We start from the raw sequence: 26,753 nt of genomic DNA on the forward strand, positions 1-26,753 counted from the left end.
ATAATGGAAACATCAAAAGTAATTCACGCTATTTATACAGATGACGATGTATTAATGTCAGCTGTTAAAAGAGTTAAAGCTGAAAAGCATCATATAGAAGAAATCTTCACGCCCTTTCCTGTTCACGGACTAGATAAGGCTATGGGATTAGCACCGACACGTTTAGCTATAACATCATTTATATACGGCTGTATAGGTTTAACAGTAGCCATCGTAATGATGAATTTTATTATGATTGAAGATTGGCCGCAAGACATTGGTGGTAAACCTAGCTTTAGCTATCTTGAAAATATGCCAGCATTTGTGCCAATTATGTTTGAGTTAACGGTGTTTTTTGCCGCTCACTTAATGGTAATTACCTTTTACTTACGCAGTAGAATGTGGCCATTTAAAAAAGCCGAGAATCCCGACCCAAGAACTACTGATGATCATTTCTTAATGGAAATTGCTATTCATAATAATCAACTTGAATTAGAAAATTTACTTAAAGAAACTGGTGCAGTTGAAATTAATATTGTTGAAAAAGAAGAAGCACATTAATATGAAGGCCTTAATAAAAATAACCATTATAGCATTAGTATTAGTATCGGTTGTGTCTTGTAATAAAGATTCAAGTCGTAACTACCAATACATGCCAAACATGTATGAGTCTGTTGGCTATGAAACATACTCTGAAACAGAAGCTTTTAGAAACGGTGTGGAAGCTCAATTACCTGCAGAAGGATCTGTAGCAAGAGGTCATATTCCGTTCGATATTGACGATACACTAGAAGGTTACAATTTAGCTAAAACCACGTTAACTAATAAATTAGATTCTACTCAAATAGATTCTGCTAGAGGTAAAGAATTATATGACATTTATTGTGGTATCTGTCATGGACCAAAAGGCGATGGACAAGGGAATTTAGTGAAGCGTGAGAAAATTTTAGGTATCCCAAGCTATGCAGATGTTGGTAGAGCAATTACTGCAGGAAGTATTTATCATACTATATATTATGGTAAAAATGCCATGGGCTCTTATGCTAATCAGCTAAATGAAGAAGAGCGTTGGCAAGTAACAGCTTATGTTTTAGAGTTAAAAGCCAATTTAGAAAAATAAGATAGATAAAGATTATATATAGATATGTACACATTCTCAAATAGATTAAAGACATTTTCTATTGCCCTAATAATAATTGGAGCAATAGGTGTTGTTTATGGTTTTATGACATCTCATAAATCTTTTGAAGACGTTGAAACCATGCTAGCAGCTGAAGCTTCTCATGGTGGAGGCCATGAAACAGAAACCAAAGCACATGTTGTAGCTGGTGACACAGAACATGCAGACAATAGTCATGATGCTAATGCACATGATGCTCTTGCAGATACAGAACATCATGTAGATGATCATACAAAGCATGTGGAGCATGTACAACACCAAATAGCAAATAGACCATGGTCGGCTTTATATGTTGCAGCATTTTTCTTTTTCATGATTGCATTAGGTGTTTTAGCATTCTATGCCATTCAGTTTGCCGCACAAGCAGGATGGTCACCAGTTTTGTTCAGAGTTATGGAAGGTATTACAGCCTACGTCTTACCAGGCGCATTAATAGTATTGGCTATAGCTGTAGCATCTGGAACCATAGGACATTACAATCTATTTGTTTGGATGGATCCTGATGTTGTAGCTCATGATAAATTAATCCAAGGAAAAGCAGGTTATTTAAATTTGACTTGGTTTATTATTAGAGGATTAATTTTCATTGCTGGCTGGAGTTTATACAGACATTTTGCACGTAAATTCTCAATTGCTCAAGATAATGCTGATGTTAATGATAACCGTAACTTTAAAAAATCATTTCGTATAGCTGCTGCATTTTTAGTGTTTTACATATACACAGAGTCCATTATGTCTTGGGACTGGATTATGAGTGTAGATCCTCACTGGTTTAGTACATTATTTGGTTGGTATGTGTTTGCAAGTATGTTTGTAAGTGGTATTACGGTTATAGCTTTAGTAACTATTTACTTAAAGTCTAAAGGTTTATTACCATTTGTTAATAATAGTCATTTACATGATTTAGCTAAATTTATGTTTGGTATTAGTATTTTCTGGACGTATTTATGGTTTTCTCAATTCATGTTGATTTGGTATTCAAACATTCCAGAAGAGGTTACCTATTTTGTAACACGTTTTCAGGATTACCAATTACCATTTTTAGGTATGGTAGTTATGAACTTTGTTTTCCCATTATTACTATTAATGAATAGTGATTATAAGCGAATCCCTTGGTTTATTGTTATGGCAGGTATCGTTATATTATGTGGTCATTATATTGATATTTTCAACATGATTATGCCTGCAACAGTTGGCGACAGATGGTTTATTGGTATACCTGAAATAAGTGCTATTTTACTATTTGCTGGTCTGTTTATCTTTGTGGCATTTACAGCACTAACCAAAGCACCACTATTAGCTAAAGGAAATCCATTTATTAAAGAAAGTGAGCATTTTCATTATTAAAAATTAATTAAAGTAGAGAAGAGACAATGACAGCTTTTTTAACAATTATAATCGTACTTTTTATCGCTATTGCTATTTGGCAAATGGTAAAAATATTTGATTTAGCACAGGTAGGTGTATCAGACAACCAAGTTGCAAACGAAAACGACAATAAGGTTAATGCATATTTAATGATAGGGTTTCTTATTTTTATTTATGTAATTACCATTGTTTGTTTTGTATTATGGGGAGATTTACCATTAATGTCAAATTCAGCATCTGAACATGGCCCTGAAATTGATAATTTAATGATTATTTCTATGATCATTATTTTTATTGTGCAAACAATTACCCAATTTCTATTGCACTATTTTGCTTATAAGTATCGTGGTGAAAAAGGTAAAAAAGCCTTGTATTTTGCTGATAACAACACATTAGAGGCTATTTGGACTATCATTCCTGTAATTGTTTTAGCTGGTTTAATTATCTATGGTCTGTTTACATGGACTAGCATCATGAATGTTAATGAAGATGATGATCCACTAGTGTTAGAATTATATGCACAGCAATTTAACTGGAAAGCACGTTACGGTGGAAACGATAATACACTTGGTAAAGCCAATGTTCGGTTAATTAATTTAGATAATGCAAACATTTTAGGTCTTGATGAAGCAGATCCTAATGCTCAAGATGATATTATAACTACCGAATTACATTTGCCAGTTGGTAAGCCCGTGTTAATTAAAATGCGTTCACAAGACGTATTACACTCCGCTTATATGCCTCATTTCAGAGCTCAAATGAATTGTGTTCCAGGTATGATTACTCAATTTGGTTTCACGCCAACGGTAACCACTGCCGAAATGAGACAAACCCCTGAAATGATAGAGAAGGTTGCTAATATTAATGAAATCCGTAAGGAAAAAAGTAAAGAACTAGCTGCCAAAGGAGAAGCAGCACTAGATCCTTATGAATTCGATTATATATTATTATGTAATAAAATTTGCGGTAAATCACATTACAACATGCAAATGAAAATCATAGTAGAAACCCAAGAAGAATTTGACGCTTGGATGGCAGAACAAAAAGAATTTAAAGATTCTTTAATTAAGTAAGTACAAACGGTTTTAAAAAAAGTATATAGAAGATTATGTCAACACACGCAGATACTCACGCTCACGACGACGATCACGGACATCATCATAAAGAAACATTCGTAACTAAATATATATTTAGTCAGGATCATAAAATGATTGCCAAGCAGTACCTAGTAACTGGTACTATAATGGGTGTAATTGGTGTATTAATGTCTATTATGTTCCGTATGCAAATTGCATGGCCAGAGGAACCAAATATATTATTTGAAGCGTTGCTAGGAAAATGGGCACCAGGAGGTGTTATGGACGCTGATATTTATTTAGCATTGGTAACTATTCATGGAACCATTATGGTGTTCTTTGTGTTAACTGCTGGTTTAAGTGGTACATTTAGTAACCTGTTAATTCCATTACAAATTGGTGCACGAGATATGGCATCAGGCTTTTTAAACATGATTTCTTATTGGTTGTTCTTTTTATCAAGTGTAATCATGGTTATTTCTTTATTTGTTGAGGCTGGACCAGCTGCAGCTGGATGGACAATTTATCCACCATTATCAGCATTGCCTATGGCACAAGGAGGTTCAGGTATGGGTATGACTCTATGGTTAGTCTCTATGGCAATATTTATTGCTTCCTCTTTATTAGGATCATTAAATTACGTGGTTACTGTTATTAATTTACGTACCAAAGGTATGTCTATGACGCGCTTACCATTAACTATTTGGGCGTTTTTTGTAACCGCTATTATTGGTATTGTTTCCTTCCCTGTATTATTATCAGCTGCTTTATTACTTATAATGGATAGAAGTTTTGGAACATCCTTCTTCTTATCAGATATTTTTATACAAGGCGAGGTGTTACATTATCAAGGTGGTTCTCCCGTATTATTTGAACACTTATTCTGGTTCCTAGGACATCCAGAAGTATACATTGTAATTCTACCTGCAATGGGATTAGTTTCTGAAATTATGGCAACCAATTCACGTAAACCAATTTTTGGTTATCGTGCTATGATTGCATCTATTTTAGCTATAGCCTTTTTATCAACCATTGTTTGGGGGCACCATATGTTCGTGTCAGGTATGAATCCATTTTTAGGATCTGTATTTACATTTACAACTCTATTAATTGCAATTCCTTCAGCCGTAAAAGCTTTTAACTGGATTACAACCATTTGGAAAGGTAATATTCAAATGAATCCTGCCATGTTGTTTTCAATTGGATTTGTTTCTACGTTTATAACAGGTGGTTTAACAGGTATTATTCTAGGTGATAGTGCGCTTGATATTAATGTTCATGATACTTATTTTGTTATTGCGCATTTCCATTTAGTTATGGGTATTTCTGCATTATACGGTATGTTTGCTGGTATTTACCATTGGTATCCAAAAATGTTTGGGCGTATGTTAAATAAAAAATTAGGATACATTCATTTCTGGGTAACTGCTGTGTGTGCTTATGGCGTATTCTTCCCAATGCACTTTATTGGAATGGCTGGTTTACCAAGACGTTATTATACAAACTCGAATTTCCCATTGTTTGATGATTTAGCAAATGTTAATGTGGTAATAACTATTTTTGCTATTATTGGTGGGATATTTCAATTGGTATATTTATACAATTTCTTTGCAAGTATGTTCTATGGTAAGAAAGCAGAACAGAATCCATGGAAATCTACTACTTTAGAATGGACGACTCCAGTGAAACACCTTCACGGAAATTGGCCAGGCGCTATACCTCATGTTTACCGTTGGTCTTATGACTATAGCAAACCCGGTCATGATGTTGATTTTGTTCCCCAAAATGTACCATTAATGGAGGGAGAAGAAGAACTACACCATTAAAAACAGATTTAGTAATATAGTTTACTAAAGATTTCAAATAACAAAGCCTTTCTAATAGCAGAAAGGCTTTTTTTATACCAATAGGTTACTGAACACTTTGTATATTTGTTTAGCAAGTTTTATATATATGTAATAAATATGATTCCATCTTCATGGAACTAAAGATGAACGAAAACCTAGATCCTACAAACGAAAAATTTTCTCCAGAAGAAAATGATGTCGAAAAAAAGTTAAGACCCTTATCCTTTGATGATTTTACGGGTCAAGACCAAGTATTGGAAAATCTACAAATATTTGTACAAGCTGCTAATGGTCGGGATGAAGCGCTAGATCATACCTTGTTTCATGGACCACCAGGGCTGGGAAAAACCACATTAGCACACATTCTTGCTAGTGAATTGGGTGTGAGCATTAAAGTCACTTCTGGACCCGTTTTGGATAAGCCCGGAGATTTAGCAGGCTTACTTACCAATTTGGATGATCGTGATGTTTTATTTATTGATGAAATTCATAGATTAAGTCCTATTGTTGAAGAGTATTTGTATTCGGCAATGGAGGACTATAAAATTGATATCATGATTGAGTCTGGACCCAATGCCAGAACCGTTCAGATAAATTTAAACCCCTTTACCTTAATTGGCGCTACCACGCGTTCCGGATTATTAACAGCGCCAATGCGTGCGCGTTTTGGAATCCAAAGTCGTTTACAGTATTATAACACGGAATTATTAACAACCATTGTACAACGTAGTGCCTCCATTTTAAATGTGCCTATAACTATTGAAGCTGCAGTTGAAATAGCGGGAAGAAGCCGTGGAACACCGCGTATTGCTAATGCGTTACTTCGTCGTGTACGGGATTTTGCCCAAATTAAAGGTAATGGTAATATAGATATTAAAATTGCACGTTTTGCTTTAGAAGCCTTGCATGTAGATGCACACGGTTTAGATGAAATGGATAATAAAATTTTAACCACCATCATCGATAAGTTTAAAGGAGGACCAGTAGGTATTACAACCCTCGCTACGGCAGTTAGTGAAAGTGCTGAAACCATTGAAGAAGTATACGAACCCTTTTTAATTCAACAAGGTTTTATCATGCGAACACCTCGTGGTCGCGAAGTAACCGAGCAAGCTTATCAGCATTTAGGTCGTGTTAAAGGTCCTACGCAAGGTGGCTTATTTACTTAAAACTCTAAATGGGATGCTTTGCAAATTTTAAAAAAAATAGAAGGCTGTAAACAGATAAATTTAAAAAATTGACATCTAAAAACACCATTCCAACAGTTCCATTAAGTAGGTTTTTAAAGCATTCACTAGAAATTCTCAAAAACCCGTTACCGTTTCATCACAAAAACTTTAGCGAACAAGGTGATGTGTTCAGGTTAAAAATAGGATTTACTAATAGTGTTGTTTTTATTCGTGATGCAGCCTTTGCTGAATATGTACTTCAAAAAAATCAAAAAAACTATACCAAATCTAAAATCCAAACGGAAGATTTGGTGAAATATGTAGGCAAGGGTCTATTAACTTCGGAAGGCGAACATTGGAAAAAGCAACGAAAACTTATTCAACCGGCTTTTCATAAAAAACAATTAGAAAACCTTTTAGAATCCATTAAAAATGCCATTATTTCAGAATATACTAAAATTGAAGAGAACCAATTAATAGATATTTTTCCAATTCTCAATGATTTGGCGTTTCAAACCGTTGTAAAATCGTTATTCAGTAGTGTAGCCAATCAAGATGATATTAATCGTTTACAATATATAACTGAAGCTGCTCAAAAAATGTTGGTTAAAGAATTACGCCAACCGTATTTAGGGTGGTGGTTCCATTGGACAGGAGAAATTAAAAAACATATTGAGCTAACGGACGAAGCCCGACAAATTTTAAAACGAATTGTAGACAAACGGCGAGCATCAAATATAAAAGAGCACGATTTGTTGGATATGCTTCTGGAGGCTAAATATGACGATGGCACTTCCATGGATGAAGAGCAGTTAATTGATGAAATTTTAATTTTATTTACAGCTGGACACGAAACCACATCAAATGCACTCACTTTTGCAACACAATTGCTCGCATTACACCCTGAATGGCAAGAAAAAATATATACAGAACGTCAAGAATTACTAGAAGTAAGTTCTGACTTAATGACTTTAGTTACAAAATCCAAAGTTTGTCAGCAAGTCATTGAAGAAGCCATGCGCTTATATCCACCCGCTTATTTTATAGACCGCGTGAATATAGAAACGGATAGTTTTGGTGAATTCGACTTTGAAGCTGGATCTAACTTGCTGTTTTCGGTTTATGAAATCCACCGTCACCCAGATTTATGGAACCAACCAAATAGTTTTAAACCCGATCGTTTTAGTGAAGGGAGTCGAAAATTTTCATCTCAATATTTTCCTTTTGGAGCAGGACCACGAAAATGCATTGGAAACAATTTTGCTATGTTTGAAATGATAATTGCCATATCAGAATTAGTAGCAATTTACAAAATAACTCCCATCTTTGAAGCTATAGATATCACACCACTAATAACTCTAAAACCTAAAAATGCTTTCCTTAAATTTGAAAGCCGTATATAACTACAATAAATTATTGATGATGTCAGACTGGGTGTCCATTAACTGCGCTCAAGATGAATTAAAATTCTTAAACAGGATGCTAACCAATTATAAAAACAAAAAAACTAGTAATTGACCAATAAATCTAAATACAGTCAAATTATTAAAGATGAAGCCAAACGCCTTGGGTTTTTATCTTGCGGTATTAGTCAAGCTGGTTTTTTAGAAGAGGAAGCGCCAAGACTTGAATCGTGGTTAAAAAACAAGAGTCATGGCGACATGCAATACATGGAAAACCATTTCGATAAACGTCTCGATCCTACAAAATTGGTAGAAGGCTCAAAAAGCGTCGTGTCCTTATTACTAAATTATTATCCGTCCGAAACGCAACATGCTGACACCTACAAAATCTCTAAATACGCATACGGAACCGATTATCATTTTGTTATAAAAGATAAATTAAAAGAGCTTTTACAAACTATTCAAGAAGAAATAGGCGAGGTTGGTGGTCGTGCTTTTGTAGATTCGGCTCCTGTACTAGATAAAGCTTGGGCAGCCAAATCGGGTTTAGGATGGATTGGGAAACATTCTAATTTATTAACGCAGCAAGTGGGTTCGTTTTATTTTATTGCTGAATTAGTAATTGATTTAGAGTTGGAATATGATGCCGTTACAACCAATCATTGCGGTACCTGCACCAAATGCATAGATGCCTGTCCAACCCAAGCTATTACAGAACCCTATGTGGTAGATGGTAGTAAATGTATTTCCTATTTTACCATTGAATTAAAAGAAAATATTCCAACCGAATTTAAAGGTAAGTTTAACGATTGGATGTTTGGTTGCGATATTTGCCAAGACGTTTGTCCCTGGAATCGGTTTTCAAAAGCACATAGCGAACCGCTTTTCAATCCACACCCTGAATTATTGGATATGACCAAAAAAGATTGGGAAGAAATAACCGAGGACACGTTCCGTAAAGTATTTCAAAAATCGGCTGTAAAACGAACCAAATTTTCAGGACTTACGCGAAATATTGATTTTTTACTTGAATAAAATTCAATTATAATTCTAAAATATTTATTTTCAAGGTTTTATAATTTCGTATTTTTATTTCCGATTTTATTTTTTAAATATTTTCAACTGTTTTTCATTAAATTAATATACTTTTATACCAATCCCTTCATACAGGTTTCCAATTGATAGCCCCAAAATTAATCGTATGAATACAGATATTAATGTTTTAATTGTTGATGATCATCCCATAATCATTGGCGCCTACAGACTTGCTTTAGAAGCACTTTCTAAAAATAATCCCGAATTTTCTTTTTATATATTTCAAGCCACAGAAATGGATGAAGCGCTTGATTTGATATGATGCAGTTTTAGAAGCACAACAATATTGGTGTATTAATAATACTATAAATTTTACGCCAGCATTATTAATTAATGGAAGACAATTTCCTAAAGAGTACGAAAGAAGTGATTTATTATATTTTATTGAAGAGCTTTTTGAGCACTTTAATAAGGAAGCTGAAAAAACACAAACATTAGAAAAACAATATATTTAGATAGCAAAACCCGAATTAACGGGTTCTGCATTTTGAACAAAATTCTCTTGCGAGGAGTAGACACAAACTGTGAGTGTCTTAAAATGTTCACAGCAAATATAATTTTATAAACTTTTATATTATGTTAAAAAACTTATTAAATTTAGAAGGCGTTAAGTCATTGAGTAAATCTCAACAAAAAACCATTGTTGGAGGCATTGGAGATGGAGGTTCAGGCGGTCCGAATGATCCTGGAAATGGTAGTTGTCTCGCAACTTGTAGTGATGGCCATAAAATACCTATTTATGGAGGTGTTTTAAGTATGATGAGATGTAACCAAGCTTGTTATACCCAAGGAGGAGCTTCAAGTTGTTGGTCATTTGGAGGAAGTCATTGTTATTCAAGTTAAAAATTCAATATTTCAAGAAGAATGATATTTGTTGTTCTTCTTGATTTTTTCTATATATTTTAAAATATGAAGCTCAAAAATATAGTATTTTTTATAGTTCTGTCATTGCTTTTTTATAATTGTAAGGATGATGAAAACAAAAAAATTAATGTAACAAATAATATTGAGGAACTTAAAAGCAACAAAACGGATAAGGTTGTCATTTTATGTAAATCGAAAGATTCACTAATCCTTAAATCAATTGTTATTAGTGATGATACGCCATTATTCAATAGAACCCAAACATTCCTAGATAGTAGAATAATAGATGACGCGCTTCAATTTATATTGGATTCTATAAAAACACCACAAACAATTGAAATTTATTGTTGGGATAAAAATTCACATTTTTACGATATTCCTATATTTATTTCGCCAGGAGATACTATCCATTTATCAATAAATGAAAAAAGTATAGTTTTTGAAGGTGAATATTCAGAGCAAAACAATCTGTTGGTCGAATTGTATTCAAATTCGAGTTTTGATTATGGTAGGAATCCTTACAAGGGTAATTTAATGACTTATAAGCTGAATACGAAGGATATATATGAATCTCGAATTTTATTTTATGAAAAATATGTACAAGAACATAAAATTACTAATGTGGCTTATTTAGAAACAATTGAATCTAATCTCAAATATGAATATTTATATAATTTAATCAGTCCTAGAATTGAAAAGAGTGATGGTATGCCAGGACAGTTTATTAATTCACAAGATGGCATAAATAGTTTAATCGAAAAAGAAAATAATAATAATCAAGAGATTTTTAAATTGAATGATTATTTAGATAACGTTACCATTGAAGATTTTAAGAATAATCCACAGCTTAATAATTTCATTTATAAAAATGCACTTAATAGTTTCATTAGATATTATTTTGAAGAATCAAATTTCCCACCTTACTCGAAAGAAAAACTAATTGCCGAAAAAGCATATATTCAAACCGAATTAAAAGGTGAATTGCGCGATTATGCCATGGCACGGATGATAAGAGATTATACCGTTAAAGGGTTTGGTTACAGCAAAGGAAATGTTGATTATATGATGGCATTAATTGATGAATACAAAGATAGTTTTTCAAACCCATCCTATAAAAAAGAATTAAATGAACTAAAGGATAGATTAAAAACCCATAATTTTTATTTGTCTGATAGCGCTTTAGATACTAAATTGGTTAGTAAGTTTGGGGATACTTTATCCTTAAGAAAAATATTCCATAATTCTGAACAGCGCATTAAGGTAATTGATTTTTGGGCATCTTGGTGTGGGCCTTGTATTTCAGAAATTTATAAATCAAAACCGATCAAGGATAAACTTGCAGTGGAAAATAATGTGGAGTGGATTTACCTTTCGGTTGATGACAATAAAAAAAAATGGATTGAAAGATCTGAACAATTAAATGAATTTTTAAATGTTAAAAATCAGTACATTGTTTTAGGAGGTACAAATTCCCCTTTAGCTAATTTCGTGAAGTTAAATGGGCTTCCTCGCTACATGATTTTAGATAAACAAAATCAAGTTATTGTAAATATGGCGCCAAAACCATCCAATATTGAAATTTTTGAGCGGATTATTAAAAGCATTGAATAAAATTAAATTCTTTCACTACATAAACATTAAGCAGTTGTTTTAATTTTTAAAACTATAGGGAAACAATTCGTTATTGTTAGAAATTAGAGAATGGATAAGATTTTTTATAAATAAATAATAACATGTTACTTTTAAAAATTTTAAATCATAAAGATTTAAACAAATAAATGCCCCTAAAACTCTCCATCTTTTATTCCTAAACTTGTACATTTGTAAGTCCTAATAAAATATCCATTTATGAGTAAGCAAAGGAGAAGAAGAGAAGCTTTAGTATACCACGCCAAACCAACACCTGGAAAAATAAAAGTAGTTCCTACAAAAAAATATGCTAGTCAACGCGATTTATCACTAGCCTATTCACCAGGCGTTGCAGAGCCTTGTTTGGAAATTGCAAAAGATATAGATAACGTTTATAAATATACTACCAAAGGAAATTTAGTTGCTGTTATCTCCAATGGAACAGCTGTTTTAGGACTTGGAAATATTGGTCCGGAAGCGTCCAAACCCGTAATGGAAGGTAAAGGCCTCCTCTTTAAAATATTTGCTGATATTGATGTGTTTGATATTGAGGTGGATACCGAAGATGTTGAAACATTTATACAAACCGTAAAAATGATTGCACCAACATTTGGTGGTATCAATTTAGAAGATATTAAAGCACCGGAAGCCTTTGAAATTGAACGTAGATTAAAAGCAGAACTAGATATTCCGGTTATGCATGACGATCAACATGGAACCGCTATTATTTCAGCCGCCGCATTATTGAATGCTTTGGAATTGGCTGAAAAAAATATTGAAGAAGTCCAAATAGTTATTAGTGGCGCTGGAGCAGCCGCTATTTCTTGTTCTCGTTTATACCAAGCATTTGGCGCAAAACGAGAAAATATGGTTATGTTGGATAGTAAAGGTGTTATTAGACAGGATCGTGAAACACTAACAACAGAAAAAGCCGAATTTGCAACGCATAGAAAAATTGATACTATAGATGAAGCAATGAAAGGTGCCGATGTGTTTATTGGTTTATCAACCGCTGATATTGTATCTCCAGACATGTTATTATCCATGGCAGATAACCCAATTGTTTTTGCTATGGCTAATCCAGATCCAGAAATTCAATACGATATAGCCATTGCAACGCGCCAAGATATTATTATGGCCACAGGACGTAGTGACCATCCTAATCAAGTTAATAATGTATTAGGTTTTCCATTTATTTTTAGAGGTGCTTTAGACGTGCGTGCCACGAAAATTAATGAAGAAATGAAAATGGCAGCTGTTAAAGCCTTGGCTCAATTAGCTAAAGAACCTGTTCCTGAACAAGTTAATATTGCCTATGGAGAAACGCGTTTAACGTTTGGTCGCGATTATATTATTCCAAAACCATTTGACCCACGATTAATTTCGCAAGTACCACCTGCTGTAGCCAAAGCAGCTATAGAAAGTGGTGTTGCTAAAAACCCAATTACAGATTGGGACAAATATGAGAATGAACTTTTAGAGCGTTCAGGCTCAGATAATAAAATTGTGCGGTTACTTTTAAATCGTGCTAAATTAAATCCGAAACGTGTAGTATATGCAGAAGCCGATCATTTAGATGTGTTGAAAGCAGCCCAAATAGCTCATGATGAAGGTATAGCCATGCCTATTTTATTGGGAAGACGTTCTGTAATTGAAAAGCTAAAAGCCGAAATAGAATTTGATGCCGATGTACCAATTATTGACCCAAAATCTGATGAGGAAGAAGCGCGCTTAAAATCGTATGCAAAAGTTTATTGGGAACAGCGCAAACGAAAAGGTGTTACGCTGTATTCTGCAGAAAAAATTATGCGTGAGCGCAACTATTTTGCGGCTATGATGGTAAATATTGGTGATGCAGACGCTTTAATTTCTGGATTTTCAAGAAGTTATCCATCTGTTGTGAAACCAATGTTAGAATTAATAGGTTTAGCGCCTGGTTCAACTCGTGTAGCAACAACAAATTTGTTAATGACTCAGCGCGGACCACTTTTTTTAAGTGATACAGCTATCAATATCAATCCATCAGCAACCGATTTGACCAAAATTGCCCAAATGACGGCTGGAGTTGTGAAAATGTTTGGTATGGAACCTGTTATGGCTATGATTTCCTATTCCAATTTTGGTTCTTCAAAAAATCAAACAGCAACAAAAGTAGGTGAAGCTGTAGCTTATTTACATAAACGGCACCCTAATTTGTTAGTGGATGGAGAACTACAAGCCGATTTCGCATTAAACAGTGAGATGCTTCAAGATACTTTTCCATTTTCTAAATTAGCAGGAAAAAAAGTTAATACCTTAATTTTTCCAAATCTAGAATCAGGAAATATAACCTATAAACTTCTAAAAGAATTAAATCAATCAGAATCTATAGGACCTATCATGATGGGTATGCGAAAACCAGTTCATATTCTTCAATTAGAAGCAAGTGTAGACGAAATTGTTAACATGACAGCCATTGCAGTTATTGATGCGCAACAAAAAGAAAAATTAGCTGAAGCACAAAATGGGTGATTCGGTTAGTAAACACCTTTGTTTTGTCAATAATTTTATTACATTTGAGAGTTAATATATTGTTAATTAATGATTACACATATTCAAGGGAGACTTGTTGAAAAAAGACCAACAGATGTTGTTATAGACTGCAATGGTGTTGGCTATCATTTAAACATATCACTACACACTTTTTCGCAAATACCAGATAATGAAAATCTTAAGTTGTATACCCATCTTCAAGTAAAGGAGGATTCGCATACCTTATTTGGTTTTTCATCGTTGGCAGAACGCGAAATATTTCGCATGCTTTTGTCTGTTAGTGGTATTGGGGCAAGTACTGCACGTACCATGTTATCTTCCTTAACTCCCATTCAAGTTCGCGAAGGCATTGCCCTTGGCGATGTGGCATTAATACAGTCTATAAAAGGTATAGGCGCTAAAACGGCACAACGTGTTATTTTAGATTTAAAAGATATAATATTGAAAGTCTATGATATTGATGAAAATTCAGGCCCTCAAAGCAATACAAATAAAGATGAAGCGTTATCTGCTTTAGAAGTTTTGGGTTTTACCAAGAAACAATCCGAACGTGTTATAGACAAATTTTTAAGTCAAGAACCACAAGCTGACGTTGAAACCATTATTAAGCAAGCGCTAAAAAATTTATAATAGATTTTGAATACAACCAACCCTAATTTATATAAATCCTTAAAAAATTACGTCCTTATTGCCAGCGCGCTATTTTGCTCCATAATAGCTTGGTCGCAAACAGAACCAACTGAACAGGATTCTACACAAACTGGATTTAGTTTTGGCAATATGCAAATGCCAAATCCTTCCAGTATAGAATCCAAATACAAGTATGACCCGATTACCGATCGGTACATTTATACTGAAACCGTTGGTGAATTCAATATTAATTATCCTATTATTTTAACACCTCAAGAATATCAGGATTTAATTGTAAGACAAAATTTGCAATCATATTACAAGCAAAAAATTGATGCTTTTGATGGGTTAAAAGAAGGTACTGAAGAGGAACAAAAAAATTTATTACCTGAATTTTACGTCAATTCTGGTTTTTTCGAAACAATTTTTGGAAGCAATACCATTGAAGTTATCCCACAAGGTTCGGTAGAAATGGATTTAGGTATTCTATTTACCAAACAGGATAACCCAGCTTTTTCACCAAGGAATAGAAGCAGTTTTACCTTTGATTTTGATCAACGCATCAGTTTAAGTTTATTAGGTAAAGTTGGAACTAGACTTCAAGTAACGGCTAACTATGATACCGAATCGACTTTCGATTTTCAAAATTTAATAAAATTAGAATACACACCAACTGAAGACGATATCATACAGAAAATAGAAGTTGGTAACGTGAGTATGCCATTAAATAGTTCTTTAATAACGGGCGCTCAAAGTTTGTTTGGTGTTAAAACAGAATTACAATTTGGGAGAACAACCATAACAGGCGTGTTTTCTGAACAACGTTCAGATAGACGAACCGTTGTTGCTCAAGGTGGTGGGACACTAGAAGAATTTGATTTTTTTGCACGTGATTATGATGAAAATCGTCACTTTTTTTTAGCACATTATTTTAGAGATAAATATGATGATGCTTTAGCTAATTACCCATTTATCAATACCAATGTCCAAATAACACGAATAGAAGTTTGGGTAACGAACAGAACGAATAGAACCGAAAATGTACGAAATATTGTGGCACTTCAAGATTTAGGAGAATCCAATCCAAATCCGGCTGCAAATGATATCTTGTTAAACCCAATTCCTCCCGGGTTTTTAAATGCAGGGCCCAATGCGTTTCCAGATAATGGTAACAACGATTTTGATCCTACTACTATTGGTTCAGGCTCCGTTTTGAACGATAATATTCGTGATATAGCAACCGCTCAACAAGGCTTTGGAAGCCTATCAGCCGTTGTCAATGAAGGTTCAGATTATGCAAAATTAGAAAACGCTCGTAAGTTAACCGAAGGCCAAGAATATACCGTAGATACCCAATTGGGTTATATTTCTTTAAATCAACGCCTAAATAATGACGAAGTTGTAGCTGTTGCATTTCAATATACTGTTGGCGGACAAGTGTATCAAGTTGGGGAATTTGCCAATGGAGGTGTGGATCCGACAGGAATTGATAATTCAGGTCCCATAACAACTGTTACCAACAATACGTTAATTTTAAAGTTATTAAAAAGTCCAGTAACTAATGTGCAACAGCCAATTTGGGACTTAATGATGAAAAATATTTATGATACTGGCGCATATCAATTAAGTCAAGAAGATTTTAAATTAAATATTTTTTACAACGAAGCATCGCCCTTAAATTTCATTTCACCGGTTTCAGGAACACCGTTTCCAGATTTTGAGGGGAATCCTATTCAAGAAACTACATTATTACGTTTATTTAATTTTGATAGATTAAATTTCAATAATGATCCGCAAACTAATGGTGACGGATTTTTTGATTTTGTGCCTGGCATTACTGTCTTGCCTCAAAATGGTAAAATAGTTTTTACAAAAGTAGAGCCATTTGGTGAATATTTATTTAACACCCTGTCTTTATCTAATGCTGAAGATTATAATAACGACTTAACATATAATGCCAATCAGGCGAAATATGTTTATGATGTTTTATATAAGGAAACAAAAGCTGCAGCTTTGGAAGAAGCAGATAAGAATAAATTTTTATTAAAAGGACGTTATAAATCCGAAGGTGGTGATGGTATTCCAATAGGTGCATTTAATGTGCCAAGAGGTTCAGTTACAGTAACGGCTGGAGGAAGAACATTAGTAGAAGGTGTAGATTATACCGTAAATTATACAGCAGGAACAGTTCAAATTTTAGATGAAGCGCTAAAAGCCTCCAATACACCTATTCAAGTTTCTACAGAAAACAATGCCGTCTTTGGACAACAAACCAAGCGATTTACAGGAGTAAATGTAGAACATAAGTTCAACGAAAACTTTGTTATTGGTGGTACATGGTTACATTTAAATGAACGACCAATTACTCAAAAAGCCAATTACAGTCAAGAGCCAATTAATAATCATATTTTTGGTTTTAATGGAAATTACTCAACCGAAGTTCCGTTTTTAACACGGTTAGTAAACAAACTTCCTAACATTGATACAGATGTTATGTCCAATGTGTCGGTTCGTGGCGAGTTTGCTTATTTAGCGCCAGGATCTCCTAAAGGAACAGATTTCCAAGGAGAAGCCACATCTTATGTAGATGATTTTGAGGGGTCTCAAAATAATATCGATTTAAAATCGCCTCAATCATGGTTCCTTTCTAGTAGACCGCGTGGCATTAATGGCAATAACGATGACCAGAATGGTATTGCTCAAGGTTTTGATCGTGCTATGCTAAATTGGTATTCCATAGACCCTATTTTTTATAGTAATCGAAGTCCAGATGGTATTTCAGATGACGATATTTCTGATTTATTTACCAGTCGTGTATTTATAAACGAGCTATTTCCTGCACAGGATATTGCTCAAGGTCAAACTACAGTTCTTTTTACCCTAGATTTAGCCTATTATCCAACAGAGCGTGGGCCATATAACTTTCAAACGAATAACATAGATATTCCAAATAATACACTTACAAATCCCCAAGATAGTTGGGCTGGAATTACAAGACAATTAACCTCCACCGATTTTGAGCAGTCTAATGTTGAATATATAGAGTTCTGGCTTCAAGATCCGTTTCAAGAAAATGCATCTAACCCAGGTGGTAAATTAATTTTTAATCTTGGAAACATTTCTGAAGATGTTGTTAAAGATGGTCGAAAATTATATGAAAATGGTTTGCCAATTGATGGTAATGTTATTGGAGTCTTACCACAATCACCTTCATGGAATACGGTGTATCCTCAAAACCAATCTCTAATTTATGCTTTTGATACCACAGGTGAAGAACGTACCAATCAAGATGTCGGTTATGATGGTTATGATGACAATGAAGAACGCACCATTTTTACAGATTATTCGGCATTACCAGATCCAGCAAATGATAATTACGCCTACTTTTTAAATGTTGATGGCGATATTTTTCAGCGTTATAAAAATTATAATGGTGTAGATGGAAATTCACCTGATACTTTTTCTGATACCAATCGAGGTTCTACAACTCAACCCGATGTTGAAGATGTGAATCGCGATAATACCATGAATACAATAGATAGTTATTTTGAGTATGAATTGGATATAAACCCAGCAGATTTAAATATAAACAACCCATATATTGTTGATATTAAAGAGAATCAGATTAGAACATTGCCTAACGGACAAACAGTTGTTCCAAAATGGTATCAGTTCAGAATTCCTGTTAACGATGTTGATAGAACAGCCATTGGTGGAATTTCTGATTTGCGTTCCATTCGTTTTGCGCGTATGTATCTGAAAGAATTTACCGAGAAAACAGTTTTACGTTTTGGAACTTTAGATTTAGTACGAAGTGAATGGCGTCGTTATACGCAAACATTAGATACTGATGAAGGTGATCCTGCTTTAGATAATACAGAATTTTCAGTTGGTGTTGTAAGCACATTAAAAAATGATGGTAGTTACCAATCGCCTCCAGGAGTAGATCCCGAGGAACTATTTAATAATAATACCGTTGTTAGACAAAATGAACAATCTTTATTATTAGATGTCTGCGGATTAGAATCTGAAGATGGTCGAGCGGTATTTAAGAATATTAATGTAGATATGCGCCAATACAAGCGATTACGTATGTATATGCACGCAGAAGAAGGTGATCAGCCAGGATTAAATGATGACGATTTATTTGGTTTTATTAGAATGGGTAATGACTTAACCCAAAACTATTATGAAATCATGGTGCCTCTAAAAGTATCACAAGGCATATCAAGAGAAGCGCTTTGGCCAGAAGCCAATCAAATTAACTTACCGTTGGAGCTGTTACAGGATATTAAATCAAAATCTATAGCAGCAGGAAATATTAGTAACTTAGATCCAACTTATTATGAAGTAATTGGAGAACAGTTAAGTGAATCTCCTGTTAATCAATACGATCCGCTACCTGTTGGAATTGGAGATTCTGATAATTACCATCGTATTGCTATTATTGGTAATCCTAACTTTGGGGATATCCGAACATTAATGGTTGGTGTTAAAAATAGATCGGCACTAAATAAGTGTGCTGTAGTGTGGCTTAATGAGCTACGGTTATCAGATATGGATAGCGAAGGTGGCTGGGCAGCCGTTTTAAGTATGGACTCTAATATTGCAGACTTTGCCAGTGTAAGTGCAACAGGACGTAAAAGTACTTCGGGCTTTGGTAGTATCGAGCAAGGTCCTCAAGAGCGTAGTCGTGAAGATGTGGAACAGTATGATGTGGTTACCAACGTAAATGTTGGTCAGTTATTACCTAAAAAGTGGGGAATTCAAATACCATTTAATTATGGCGTAGGAGAAGAACGGATTACACCACAGTTTGATGAGTTTTATCGCGATATAGAACTACAAACACAATTGGATAATAATGCCGATCAAGATTCCATTTTAAAAGTCAACGAAAATTACACAAAACGGAAAAGTATCAATTTTATAGGTGTTCGAAAAATTAGAACAGGAGAGTCTGCACCACGTTTTTATGATGTAGAAAATTTCACAGTAAATTACTCCTTTAATAAAGTAGAGCATCGTGATTTTGAAATTGAAAGTGCTGTTGATAAAAATGTTCGAACTGGTGTTAATTATGCCTATAACTTTGCACCATTAAGTATAGAGCCTTTTAAGAAAAACGATTCCTTATTTATGGGTAAATATTGGAAGATTTTAAAAGATTTTAATATAAATCCGGTGCCTGCAAGTTTTACGGTGAATTCAAATATAAATAGGCAGTTTAATAAACAAAAATTCAGAGAGATAGATTTAGGAGGCGGTAATATTGGGCTTCAGGAATTATATAGACGTAATTATACCTTCGACTTTGGATATACAATTAATTACAATTTGACGAAGTCTTTATCCATGAATTTCACAGCGTCAAACGTTAATATTGTCCGGAATTATTTCAAAAACAATATTATCAATGGTGAACAAGATCCTGAATTAGATGTTTGGGATGGCTTTTTTGATGTTGGTGATCCTAACACACAGTATCAGCAGTTAGGGATTAACTATGAAATACCATTAAATAAAATACCAACTTTTGCTTTTGTTGATGCTACCTATTCGTATAGTGGAGAATTCCAATGGCAGAAAGGATCTGATTTATTTGGCGATCTAGAGGTAGATGGCATAACATATGATTTGGGAAACACAATCTCCAATGCCAATCAACACAACCTGAATACCACACTTAATATGAGTAAGTTTTACAATTACATAGGTTTAAAAAAGAAACCTATACGTAAAACAGCATCCGGAAATCAAGAGGTGAAAAGAACACCAACACCTCCTGGTCAAGAAAGTTTATCAAAAGAGGGTCAAATTCCAGACAATAAAAAGGTTGCTAAAAACAATACAGGAACGAAGCTTTTAAATACAGGTGTTGGTATTGTTACTGCAGTAAAACGTATACAATTTAACTACGCAGAAACCAATGGTACCTACCTGCCTGGTTATCTGCAAACACCAGGGTTTATTGGAACCTTAAAGCCAACTACTGGGTTTACGTTTGGAAGTCAAAATGATGTAAGAAATATGGCAGCAAGACGCGGTTGGTTAACCCTATACCCAGACTTTAATGATCAGTATCGCGTTAATAAAACACGACAATTAGATTTTTCTGCCAACATTGAACCGTTCAACGATTTGAAAATTGATTTAGTAGGTAATAGAATGTATTCTGAAAATTACACAGAAAATTACCGAGTAAATGACCTAGGCAGTGAATTGGAATATGAATCTTTAACACCTAATGCATTTGGAAATTTTAATATTTCAACAGTTTTAATCAAAACAGCTTTCAGTTCAAGTGATGAAAACCAGTCACAGACATTTGATGAATTTAGATCTAACCGATTAAAGGTAGCAAACCGATTAGCACAAGAGTTTTATGGTAATTCGGCCTACCCAGTTGATGCGGAAGGCTACCCAGTAGGGTTTGGTAAAAACAGCCAAGCCGTTTTATTACCATCGTTTTTATCTGCCTATTCAGGTCAGAAGGCTGAAAAAGTATCTTTAAGTGCTTTCCGTGATGTGCCTATTCCAAATTGGGATATTAAATACACCGGTTTGATGAATTTAAAATGGTTTAAAAACAAATTTAAGCGTTTCTCAATAGTTCACGGTTACCGCTCTAATTATACTATAAATCAATTTCGGTCTAATTTAGATTATGACGCTAGCAATCCAACTGCTGTAGACCAAAGTGGAAATTTTAAAAACGAAAAACTATATAGCAATATCAATTTAAGTGAAATGTTCAGTCCGCTTTTTCGTATCGATATGGAAATGAAGAACTCTATTAAAATTTTGCTTGAAATGAAAAAAGATCGCTTACTGTCTTTAAGCTTTGATAATAATTTAATGACAGAAATTCAAGGAAATGAATATATTGTTGGGTTGGGTTACCGGATAAAAGATGTGCGCATTAAAACCAAATTGGCAGGCCCTAAAAAACGAATTGTAAGTGATTTAAATATGAAAGCCGATATTTCTGTTCGCGATAATAAAACCATTATCCGTTATTTAGATTTAGATAATAACCAAATTACATCTGGGCAAACAATTTGGTCTTTGAAATTTTCTACAGATTACGCTTTCAGTAAAAACCTAACAGGAATATTCTATTTTGATTATGCCTTTTCTGAATATGCTATATCTACAGCATTTCCGCAAACAACTATTCGATCAGGAATCACTTTAAGATATACTTTTGGTAATTAATACAGATTTGTTTGAAAATATAAAGCGAATAAATACATTTGTAAAAAAATATAAAAAATCATGAATATTCCAGCTGAATTAAAATATACAAAAGACCACGAGTGGGTTAAATTAGAAGGAGATGTGGCAACAGTAGGTATTACAGATTTCGCCCAAGGCGAATTAGGTGATATTGTTTATGTTGAAGTTGAAACGGTTGATGAGACATTAGATGCCGATGAAATTTTCGGTTCTGTTGAAGCTGTTAAAACCGTATCAGATTTATTTTTACCAGTAGCTGGTGAAATTATTGAATTCAATGAATCGTTGGAAGATGCTCCAGAAACAGTTAATACAGATCCTTATGGAGCTGGTTGGATGATTAAAGTGAAATGCGCTAATGTTTCAGACCTAGATGGCCTGTTGTCTGCTGAAGCGTATAAAGAACTTATAGGTGCTTAAAAAACATGCCTTATTAATTTCTGTTGCGTATACACTAACATTATTTACGGTTAGCCTTATACGTTTAGACCTTAATAAGATTGAAGATTTAGTCCCCTCTTTTAGTGATAAAATGTTTCATTTTGCTGCCTATGGTCTCTTAACCTGTTTGTGGTTTTATGTCATTATTACAAGGTTTAATTTCACTAAAATGAAAACATTACTAATTGTAACAAGTGCTTGTATTGCGTTTGGTATAATTATTGAGGTATTACAAAAAGAATTAACAAATACACGTTCTTTTGATTTGTATGATATAACAGCAAATATTGGAGGTGTCGTTATTGCGGCTTCCATAGTGCTTCTCTACAAAAAAAGTCACGTTAAATAATATTAATCGTTTGTTTAATTACCAATTTATTGGTTATTTTAGCAAGCAGTAATAAATTTATAACTATGGAACCTAAAAAAAACCCAAAAGCAAATGTTGGTAGAAACAGTTCGTTGTTCTTTGCCATTGGTTTAGCACTCATGTTGTTTTTAACAAATTATGCTATTAACTACAAAACCTATGATAAAGAATTAATAGATATTGGTACTTTAGATATGGGTGAGGAATTAGAAGAGGAAGTTCCAATTACAGAAACAATAGCAACACCACCACCACCACCACCACCACCTGCTGCGCCAGAAGTGATTGAAGTTGTGGAAGATGAAGAAGAGGTTGAAGAAACTGTTATTGAGTCAACGGAAACAAGTCAAGAAGAAGAAATTGTAGAAATTGAAGAGGTAGAAGTCGAAGAAGTAGAGGAAATTGAAGAGGTTCCATTTGCAGTTATTGAAAACGTTCCTGTTTTTCCAGGTTGCGAAAGTGGAAATAATGAAGCGAAAAAGGCTTGTATGAATAAAAAGATGAACGAATTCATTGCTAAAAAATTTAATACAGATTTAGCACAGGAATTAGGTTTGTCTGGTATTCAGCAAATCCGTGTGTTCTTTAAGATTGATAAAAATGGAGATATCGTTGATGTTAAAGCAAGAGCTCCGCACCCAAGTTTAGAAAAAGAGGCCATGCGAGTTATTGGTTTATTACCTAAAATGAAACCAGGAAAACAAAGAGGTAAAGCCGTAAGGGTGCCTTACTATTTACCTATAAAATTCCAAGTTCAGGACTAAATTAATTATCTGTTCTATATAAATTAAAATCCCGTTGCTCATTCAGTAACGGGATTTCTTTTTTGGTACACTTATTGTGTTTTAACATAATATTAACTTGCTCTCCATAATGAAGGCATTAAAATATTAATATTATGAACTTTTCAAACAAAAAGGAAGGGAACTTTCTGGGCAGTAAACCTTCGGTTAAAAAACATCATAAGCACGATGTTAATTTACAAAAAAACGCAACCATCTATTTTCAAGTGGGTTTGATTCTTTGTTTGCTCTTTGCTTATGGTTTACTGGAAATGCGTTTTCAAAATGTGGAAACTACGAATCCTCAATTAGGAGTTGTAGATGAACCTCCAACGGAGTTTTTAATGAATAGTTTTCAGGTTTACAAAGAACCGATAGAGGAACCCGTTGTTGAAAAAAAGAAATCACCAACAGATTCTCCAGAATTAGAAGTGATAAGTAATACGGACACTTCAGCCGAAACTACTGACACTTTTTTAAGTCATGATTCCTCTAACGAAAAACCGGATTTAGATGCAGGTGATGTACATATTGTTGAAGTTCCTGAAGATCCAATTAATATTATGTTAGTTGAAAAAGTGCCTGTTTTCCCTGGATGTGAGTCGGCAACAAACAACGATCAACGTCGCGCATGCCTAAATGCTAAAGTAAGCAACTTTGTAAAAAATCAATTTAATACAGATAAGGGACAAAATATTGGCCTTCAAGGAGTGCAAAAAATTTATGTTAATTTTAAAATTAATAAAAATGGCGACATAGAAATTTTACAAACACGAGCACCACACGATATTTTAGAGAAAGAAGCGAAACGCGTGGTTAATAAACTTCCTAAAATGATTCCTGCTCAACATGGTAACAAAAAAGTAGATGTTCTTTACACCCTCCCAATTGCCTTTCAAGTAAGATATTAATTTATATCAAATATTAAATGAATGCCGTTTTTATAGTAACTATGATAACGGCATTTTTATAGGCGTGTTATTAAAAAAATAGTATCTTTCAGCATTCATAAATCTTTAGTTAATGAACCAAAAGAATCTCTGTTTTATTCTGCTTCTTTTACTTCAATGTAGCGTTTTTGCTCAATCTAATAAGTTCTACGAGAAACCACCTGTTTTTCCAGAATGCGAATCTGTAGGTCTTAATATGTTACAGGCCTGTTTTGATAATCAGGTGTTCAAAAAAGTATTTAACAGTTTTACTGTGCCTGATGTGGTTTTAAAAGAAAACTATCAAGGGAATGTAGTTATTTTATTTGAAGTTGATAAAGATGGTGCTTTCAGAGTAATTTATGTGGATGCCATCTATTCAGAACTGAAAGATGAAGCCAAACGTGTTTTTGATGAATTTCCAAAAATCAAACCAGCTACTTATAACGGTAACCCAACTTTTAAACAATACTCTTTTTCATTAAAGATTCCTTTGGTAGAACAAACCATTACCACAAAAGATTTATCAAAGGATGAAGAATTGGCCGAGTTAGAACGTGGTGCCAAACAAGAATATGATAGTGTAAATGCTAACTTAAAACCGTTTTCAAATAAAGAATACACTAGCCAATTAAATATCCCTTTTACACATGAATATTATTCGCGTTTCGGTAAACAAATTAATTTAGTTGGTACTAACAGTCATACTAGCTCTAAGCCCTATACATATGATGATGTTTCAAAATATTATGATTTTGAAGCAGAAAAAGAAGCATTAGTTAAAACGAAATCGTCTTTTGCCGGAAGAAAACTTTGGAATGAGCGTCTGGTACGTGTTGAAGGCAAAGACTACTGGTTTACTGTAGATCCTATTTTCGATTTTGAAGTTGGAAAAGATACTGAAGCTGATTTTAATTCTACCTACAACAACACGCGTGGAGTAAACATACAAGGCGGATTAGGGAAGAAATTTAATTTTTACGCATCTGTTTTTGAAAGTCAAGGGCGTTTCGCCCAATATTATAATCAATATGCTGAATCTATTAAAGCAGCTGATGAAGTTGCCATTATACCTGGACGAGGTATCGCCAAACGTTTTAAAAAAGATTCCTATGATTATCCGGTGGCCGAAGCTTATTTGTCCTTTACACCGGTAAAGTTTTTCAATGTGCAATTCGGACAAGGTAAAAACTTCATTGGAGATGGTTATCGTTCGCTTTTTACGAGTGATGTAGCAAGTCCTAATCCATTTTTAAAATTAAATACAACATTTTGGAAAATAAAATATACCAATACGTGGATGTGGTTAAAGGACTCTAGAGCAGTTGTAATAGATCCAGAAGGTGCTTATTTAAGTAAGTATATGGCAACACATTTTTTAAGCTGGAATGCAACTAAACGCTTAAATATTGGTTTTTTTGAATCGGTTATCTGGGCAAAAACTGATAATCGTGGATTTGATGTTAGTTATTTAAATCCCATTATTTTTTATCGTGCCATAGAATTTGAAACAGGTCAAGATGCTGGAAATGCCGTAATGGGATTGTCGGCTAAATATAAATTGAATGATAATATGAATCTGTATGGTCAATTTATTTTAGATGAGTTTTCATTGTCAGACATTACAGGTGGTAATAAAAGTTGGAAAAACAAATATGGCTATCAATTAGGAATTAAATATTACGAAGCTTTTAAAGTCAAAAATTTAATGCTTCAAGCGGAATACAATCGTGTACGTCCTTATACGTACTCTCATAACACGGTGGTTTTAAACTACGGACACAACAATCAGAGTATGGCACACCTTTGGGGTGCTAATTTTAGTGAATTTGTTTTAATTGGGCGCTACCATTATAAGCGCTGGTTTGGTAATGCAAAATTAGTTGTTGGTGAACGTGGATTGGATTTTAATAACGGGATAGATACCTTTAGCTATGGTGGCGATATTTATCGTAATTACAACGATAGACCTTACGATACTGGAGTCACCGTGGGGCAAGGCAATAAAACCACGAGCATGTTTGCTAATTTACAAGCTGGTTATCTAATAAACCCAGCAACTAATTTAAAATTATTTGCTGATGTAACATTCAGAAATTTTAATCCAGATACCGTAACACCAAGTGCACTAAAAAGTAATACAGTCTGGTTTAATATAGGAATTCGTACGGATTTATTTAATTGGTATTTTGATTTGTAGAATTAACTTTTCAAAGTATC

19 protein-coding genes are annotated in these 26,753 nt (G+C 33.9%); all 19 read left to right on the plus strand.

Annotated features, from left to right (window positions below; translation table 11 throughout):
* Nucleotides 1-3: 3 nt before the first annotated feature.
* The 19 genes from BM239_RS05130 to BM239_RS05215 all read left to right on the plus strand — a co-directional run bounded on the left by BM239_RS05130 (nt 4) and on the right by BM239_RS05215 (nt 26,733).
* Nucleotides 4-540, plus strand: coding sequence for a DUF3341 domain-containing protein (locus tag BM239_RS05130; protein ID WP_092206540.1), 537 nt, complete (start codon nt 4-6; stop codon nt 538-540).
* A 1-nt stretch (nt 541) separates the two neighbouring features.
* Nucleotides 542-1,099 carry a c-type cytochrome gene (locus BM239_RS05135; protein ID WP_177208982.1) on the plus strand — a complete coding sequence of 186 codons (558 nt, stop codon included), beginning with the start codon at nt 542-544 and terminating at the stop codon, nt 1,097-1,099.
* 24 nt (nt 1,100-1,123) lie between these two features.
* Entirely contained in the window at nt 1,124-2,506 is a 1,383-nt protein-coding gene (locus BM239_RS15510; RefSeq protein WP_092206541.1) for a quinol:cytochrome C oxidoreductase, read from the plus strand.
* Between the two features lie 26 nt (nt 2,507-2,532).
* Nucleotides 2,533-3,600, plus strand: a complete 1,068-nt coding sequence (locus tag BM239_RS05145) for a cytochrome c oxidase subunit II (protein WP_092206542.1) — start codon at nt 2,533-2,535, stop codon at nt 3,598-3,600.
* A gap of 35 nt (nt 3,601-3,635) precedes the next feature.
* Nucleotides 3,636-5,429 (plus strand): cytochrome c oxidase subunit I, encoded by a 1,794-nt coding sequence (locus BM239_RS05150; protein ID WP_092206543.1) that lies wholly within the window; start codon nt 3,636-3,638, stop codon nt 5,427-5,429.
* Nucleotides 5,430-5,593: 164 nt separating this feature from the next.
* A complete protein-coding gene (gene ruvB / locus BM239_RS05155; RefSeq protein WP_092206793.1) occupies nt 5,594-6,619 on the plus strand; it encodes a Holliday junction branch migration DNA helicase RuvB in 1,026 nt (341 codons plus the stop codon).
* A 68-nt stretch (nt 6,620-6,687) separates the two neighbouring features.
* Nucleotides 6,688-8,022, plus strand: a complete 1,335-nt coding sequence (locus tag BM239_RS05160; protein WP_092206544.1) for a cytochrome P450 — start codon at nt 6,688-6,690, stop codon at nt 8,020-8,022.
* A 111-nt stretch (nt 8,023-8,133) separates the two neighbouring features.
* A complete protein-coding gene (queG, locus tag BM239_RS05165) occupies nt 8,134-9,057 on the plus strand; it encodes a tRNA epoxyqueuosine(34) reductase QueG (RefSeq protein ID WP_092206545.1) in 924 nt (307 codons plus the stop codon).
* A 166-nt stretch (nt 9,058-9,223) separates the two neighbouring features.
* On the plus strand, nt 9,224-9,379 hold the full coding sequence (locus tag BM239_RS15300) for a helix-turn-helix domain-containing protein (RefSeq protein WP_143094892.1): 156 nt from the start codon (nt 9,224-9,226) through the stop codon (nt 9,377-9,379).
* A gap of 314 nt (nt 9,380-9,693) precedes the next feature.
* The gene (locus tag BM239_RS05170; RefSeq protein ID WP_092206546.1) at nt 9,694-9,960 is read left to right on the plus strand and encodes a hypothetical protein; all 267 of its coding nucleotides are present in this window, start codon (nt 9,694-9,696) and stop codon (nt 9,958-9,960) included.
* A gap of 66 nt (nt 9,961-10,026) precedes the next feature.
* On the plus strand, nt 10,027-11,592 hold the full coding sequence (locus tag BM239_RS05175) for a TlpA family protein disulfide reductase (protein WP_092206547.1): 1,566 nt from the start codon (nt 10,027-10,029) through the stop codon (nt 11,590-11,592).
* Between the two features lie 237 nt (nt 11,593-11,829).
* Entirely contained in the window at nt 11,830-14,121 is a 2,292-nt protein-coding gene (locus BM239_RS05180) for an NADP-dependent malic enzyme (RefSeq protein ID WP_092206548.1), read from the plus strand.
* A 69-nt stretch (nt 14,122-14,190) separates the two neighbouring features.
* Nucleotides 14,191-14,772: a Holliday junction branch migration protein RuvA gene (ruvA, locus tag BM239_RS05185; protein ID WP_092206549.1), complete on the plus strand. Its 582-nt coding sequence runs from the start codon at nt 14,191-14,193 to the stop codon at nt 14,770-14,772.
* Nucleotides 14,773-14,778: 6 nt separating this feature from the next.
* The gene (gene sov, locus BM239_RS05190) at nt 14,779-21,990 is read left to right on the plus strand and encodes a T9SS outer membrane translocon Sov/SprA (protein ID WP_092206550.1); all 7,212 of its coding nucleotides are present in this window, start codon (nt 14,779-14,781) and stop codon (nt 21,988-21,990) included.
* 60 nt (nt 21,991-22,050) lie between these two features.
* Complete coding sequence (gene gcvH, locus BM239_RS05195; RefSeq protein ID WP_092206551.1) at nt 22,051-22,431, plus strand: glycine cleavage system protein GcvH; 381 nt, start codon at nt 22,051-22,053, stop codon at nt 22,429-22,431.
* Nucleotides 22,424-22,801, plus strand: coding sequence for a VanZ family protein (locus tag BM239_RS05200; RefSeq protein ID WP_092206552.1), 378 nt, complete (start codon nt 22,424-22,426; stop codon nt 22,799-22,801). The genes gcvH and BM239_RS05200 overlap by 8 nt, the downstream gene beginning before the upstream one ends.
* Nucleotides 22,802-22,866: 65 nt before the next feature.
* The gene (locus BM239_RS05205; RefSeq protein WP_092206553.1) at nt 22,867-23,586 is read left to right on the plus strand and encodes an energy transducer TonB; all 720 of its coding nucleotides are present in this window, start codon (nt 22,867-22,869) and stop codon (nt 23,584-23,586) included.
* Between the two features lie 134 nt (nt 23,587-23,720).
* The gene (locus BM239_RS05210; RefSeq protein ID WP_092206554.1) at nt 23,721-24,515 is read left to right on the plus strand and encodes an energy transducer TonB; all 795 of its coding nucleotides are present in this window, start codon (nt 23,721-23,723) and stop codon (nt 24,513-24,515) included.
* A 112-nt stretch (nt 24,516-24,627) separates the two neighbouring features.
* The gene (locus BM239_RS05215; protein WP_092206555.1) at nt 24,628-26,733 is read left to right on the plus strand and encodes an energy transducer TonB; all 2,106 of its coding nucleotides are present in this window, start codon (nt 24,628-24,630) and stop codon (nt 26,731-26,733) included.
* The last annotated feature ends 20 nt before the right edge of the window (nt 26,734-26,753 follow it).

Origin of the sequence: Algorimicrobium echini (assembly GCF_900115185.1) — a bacterium.
In the GTDB taxonomy this organism is placed as follows: Bacteria; Bacteroidota; Bacteroidia; order Flavobacteriales; family Flavobacteriaceae; genus Algorimicrobium; species Algorimicrobium echini.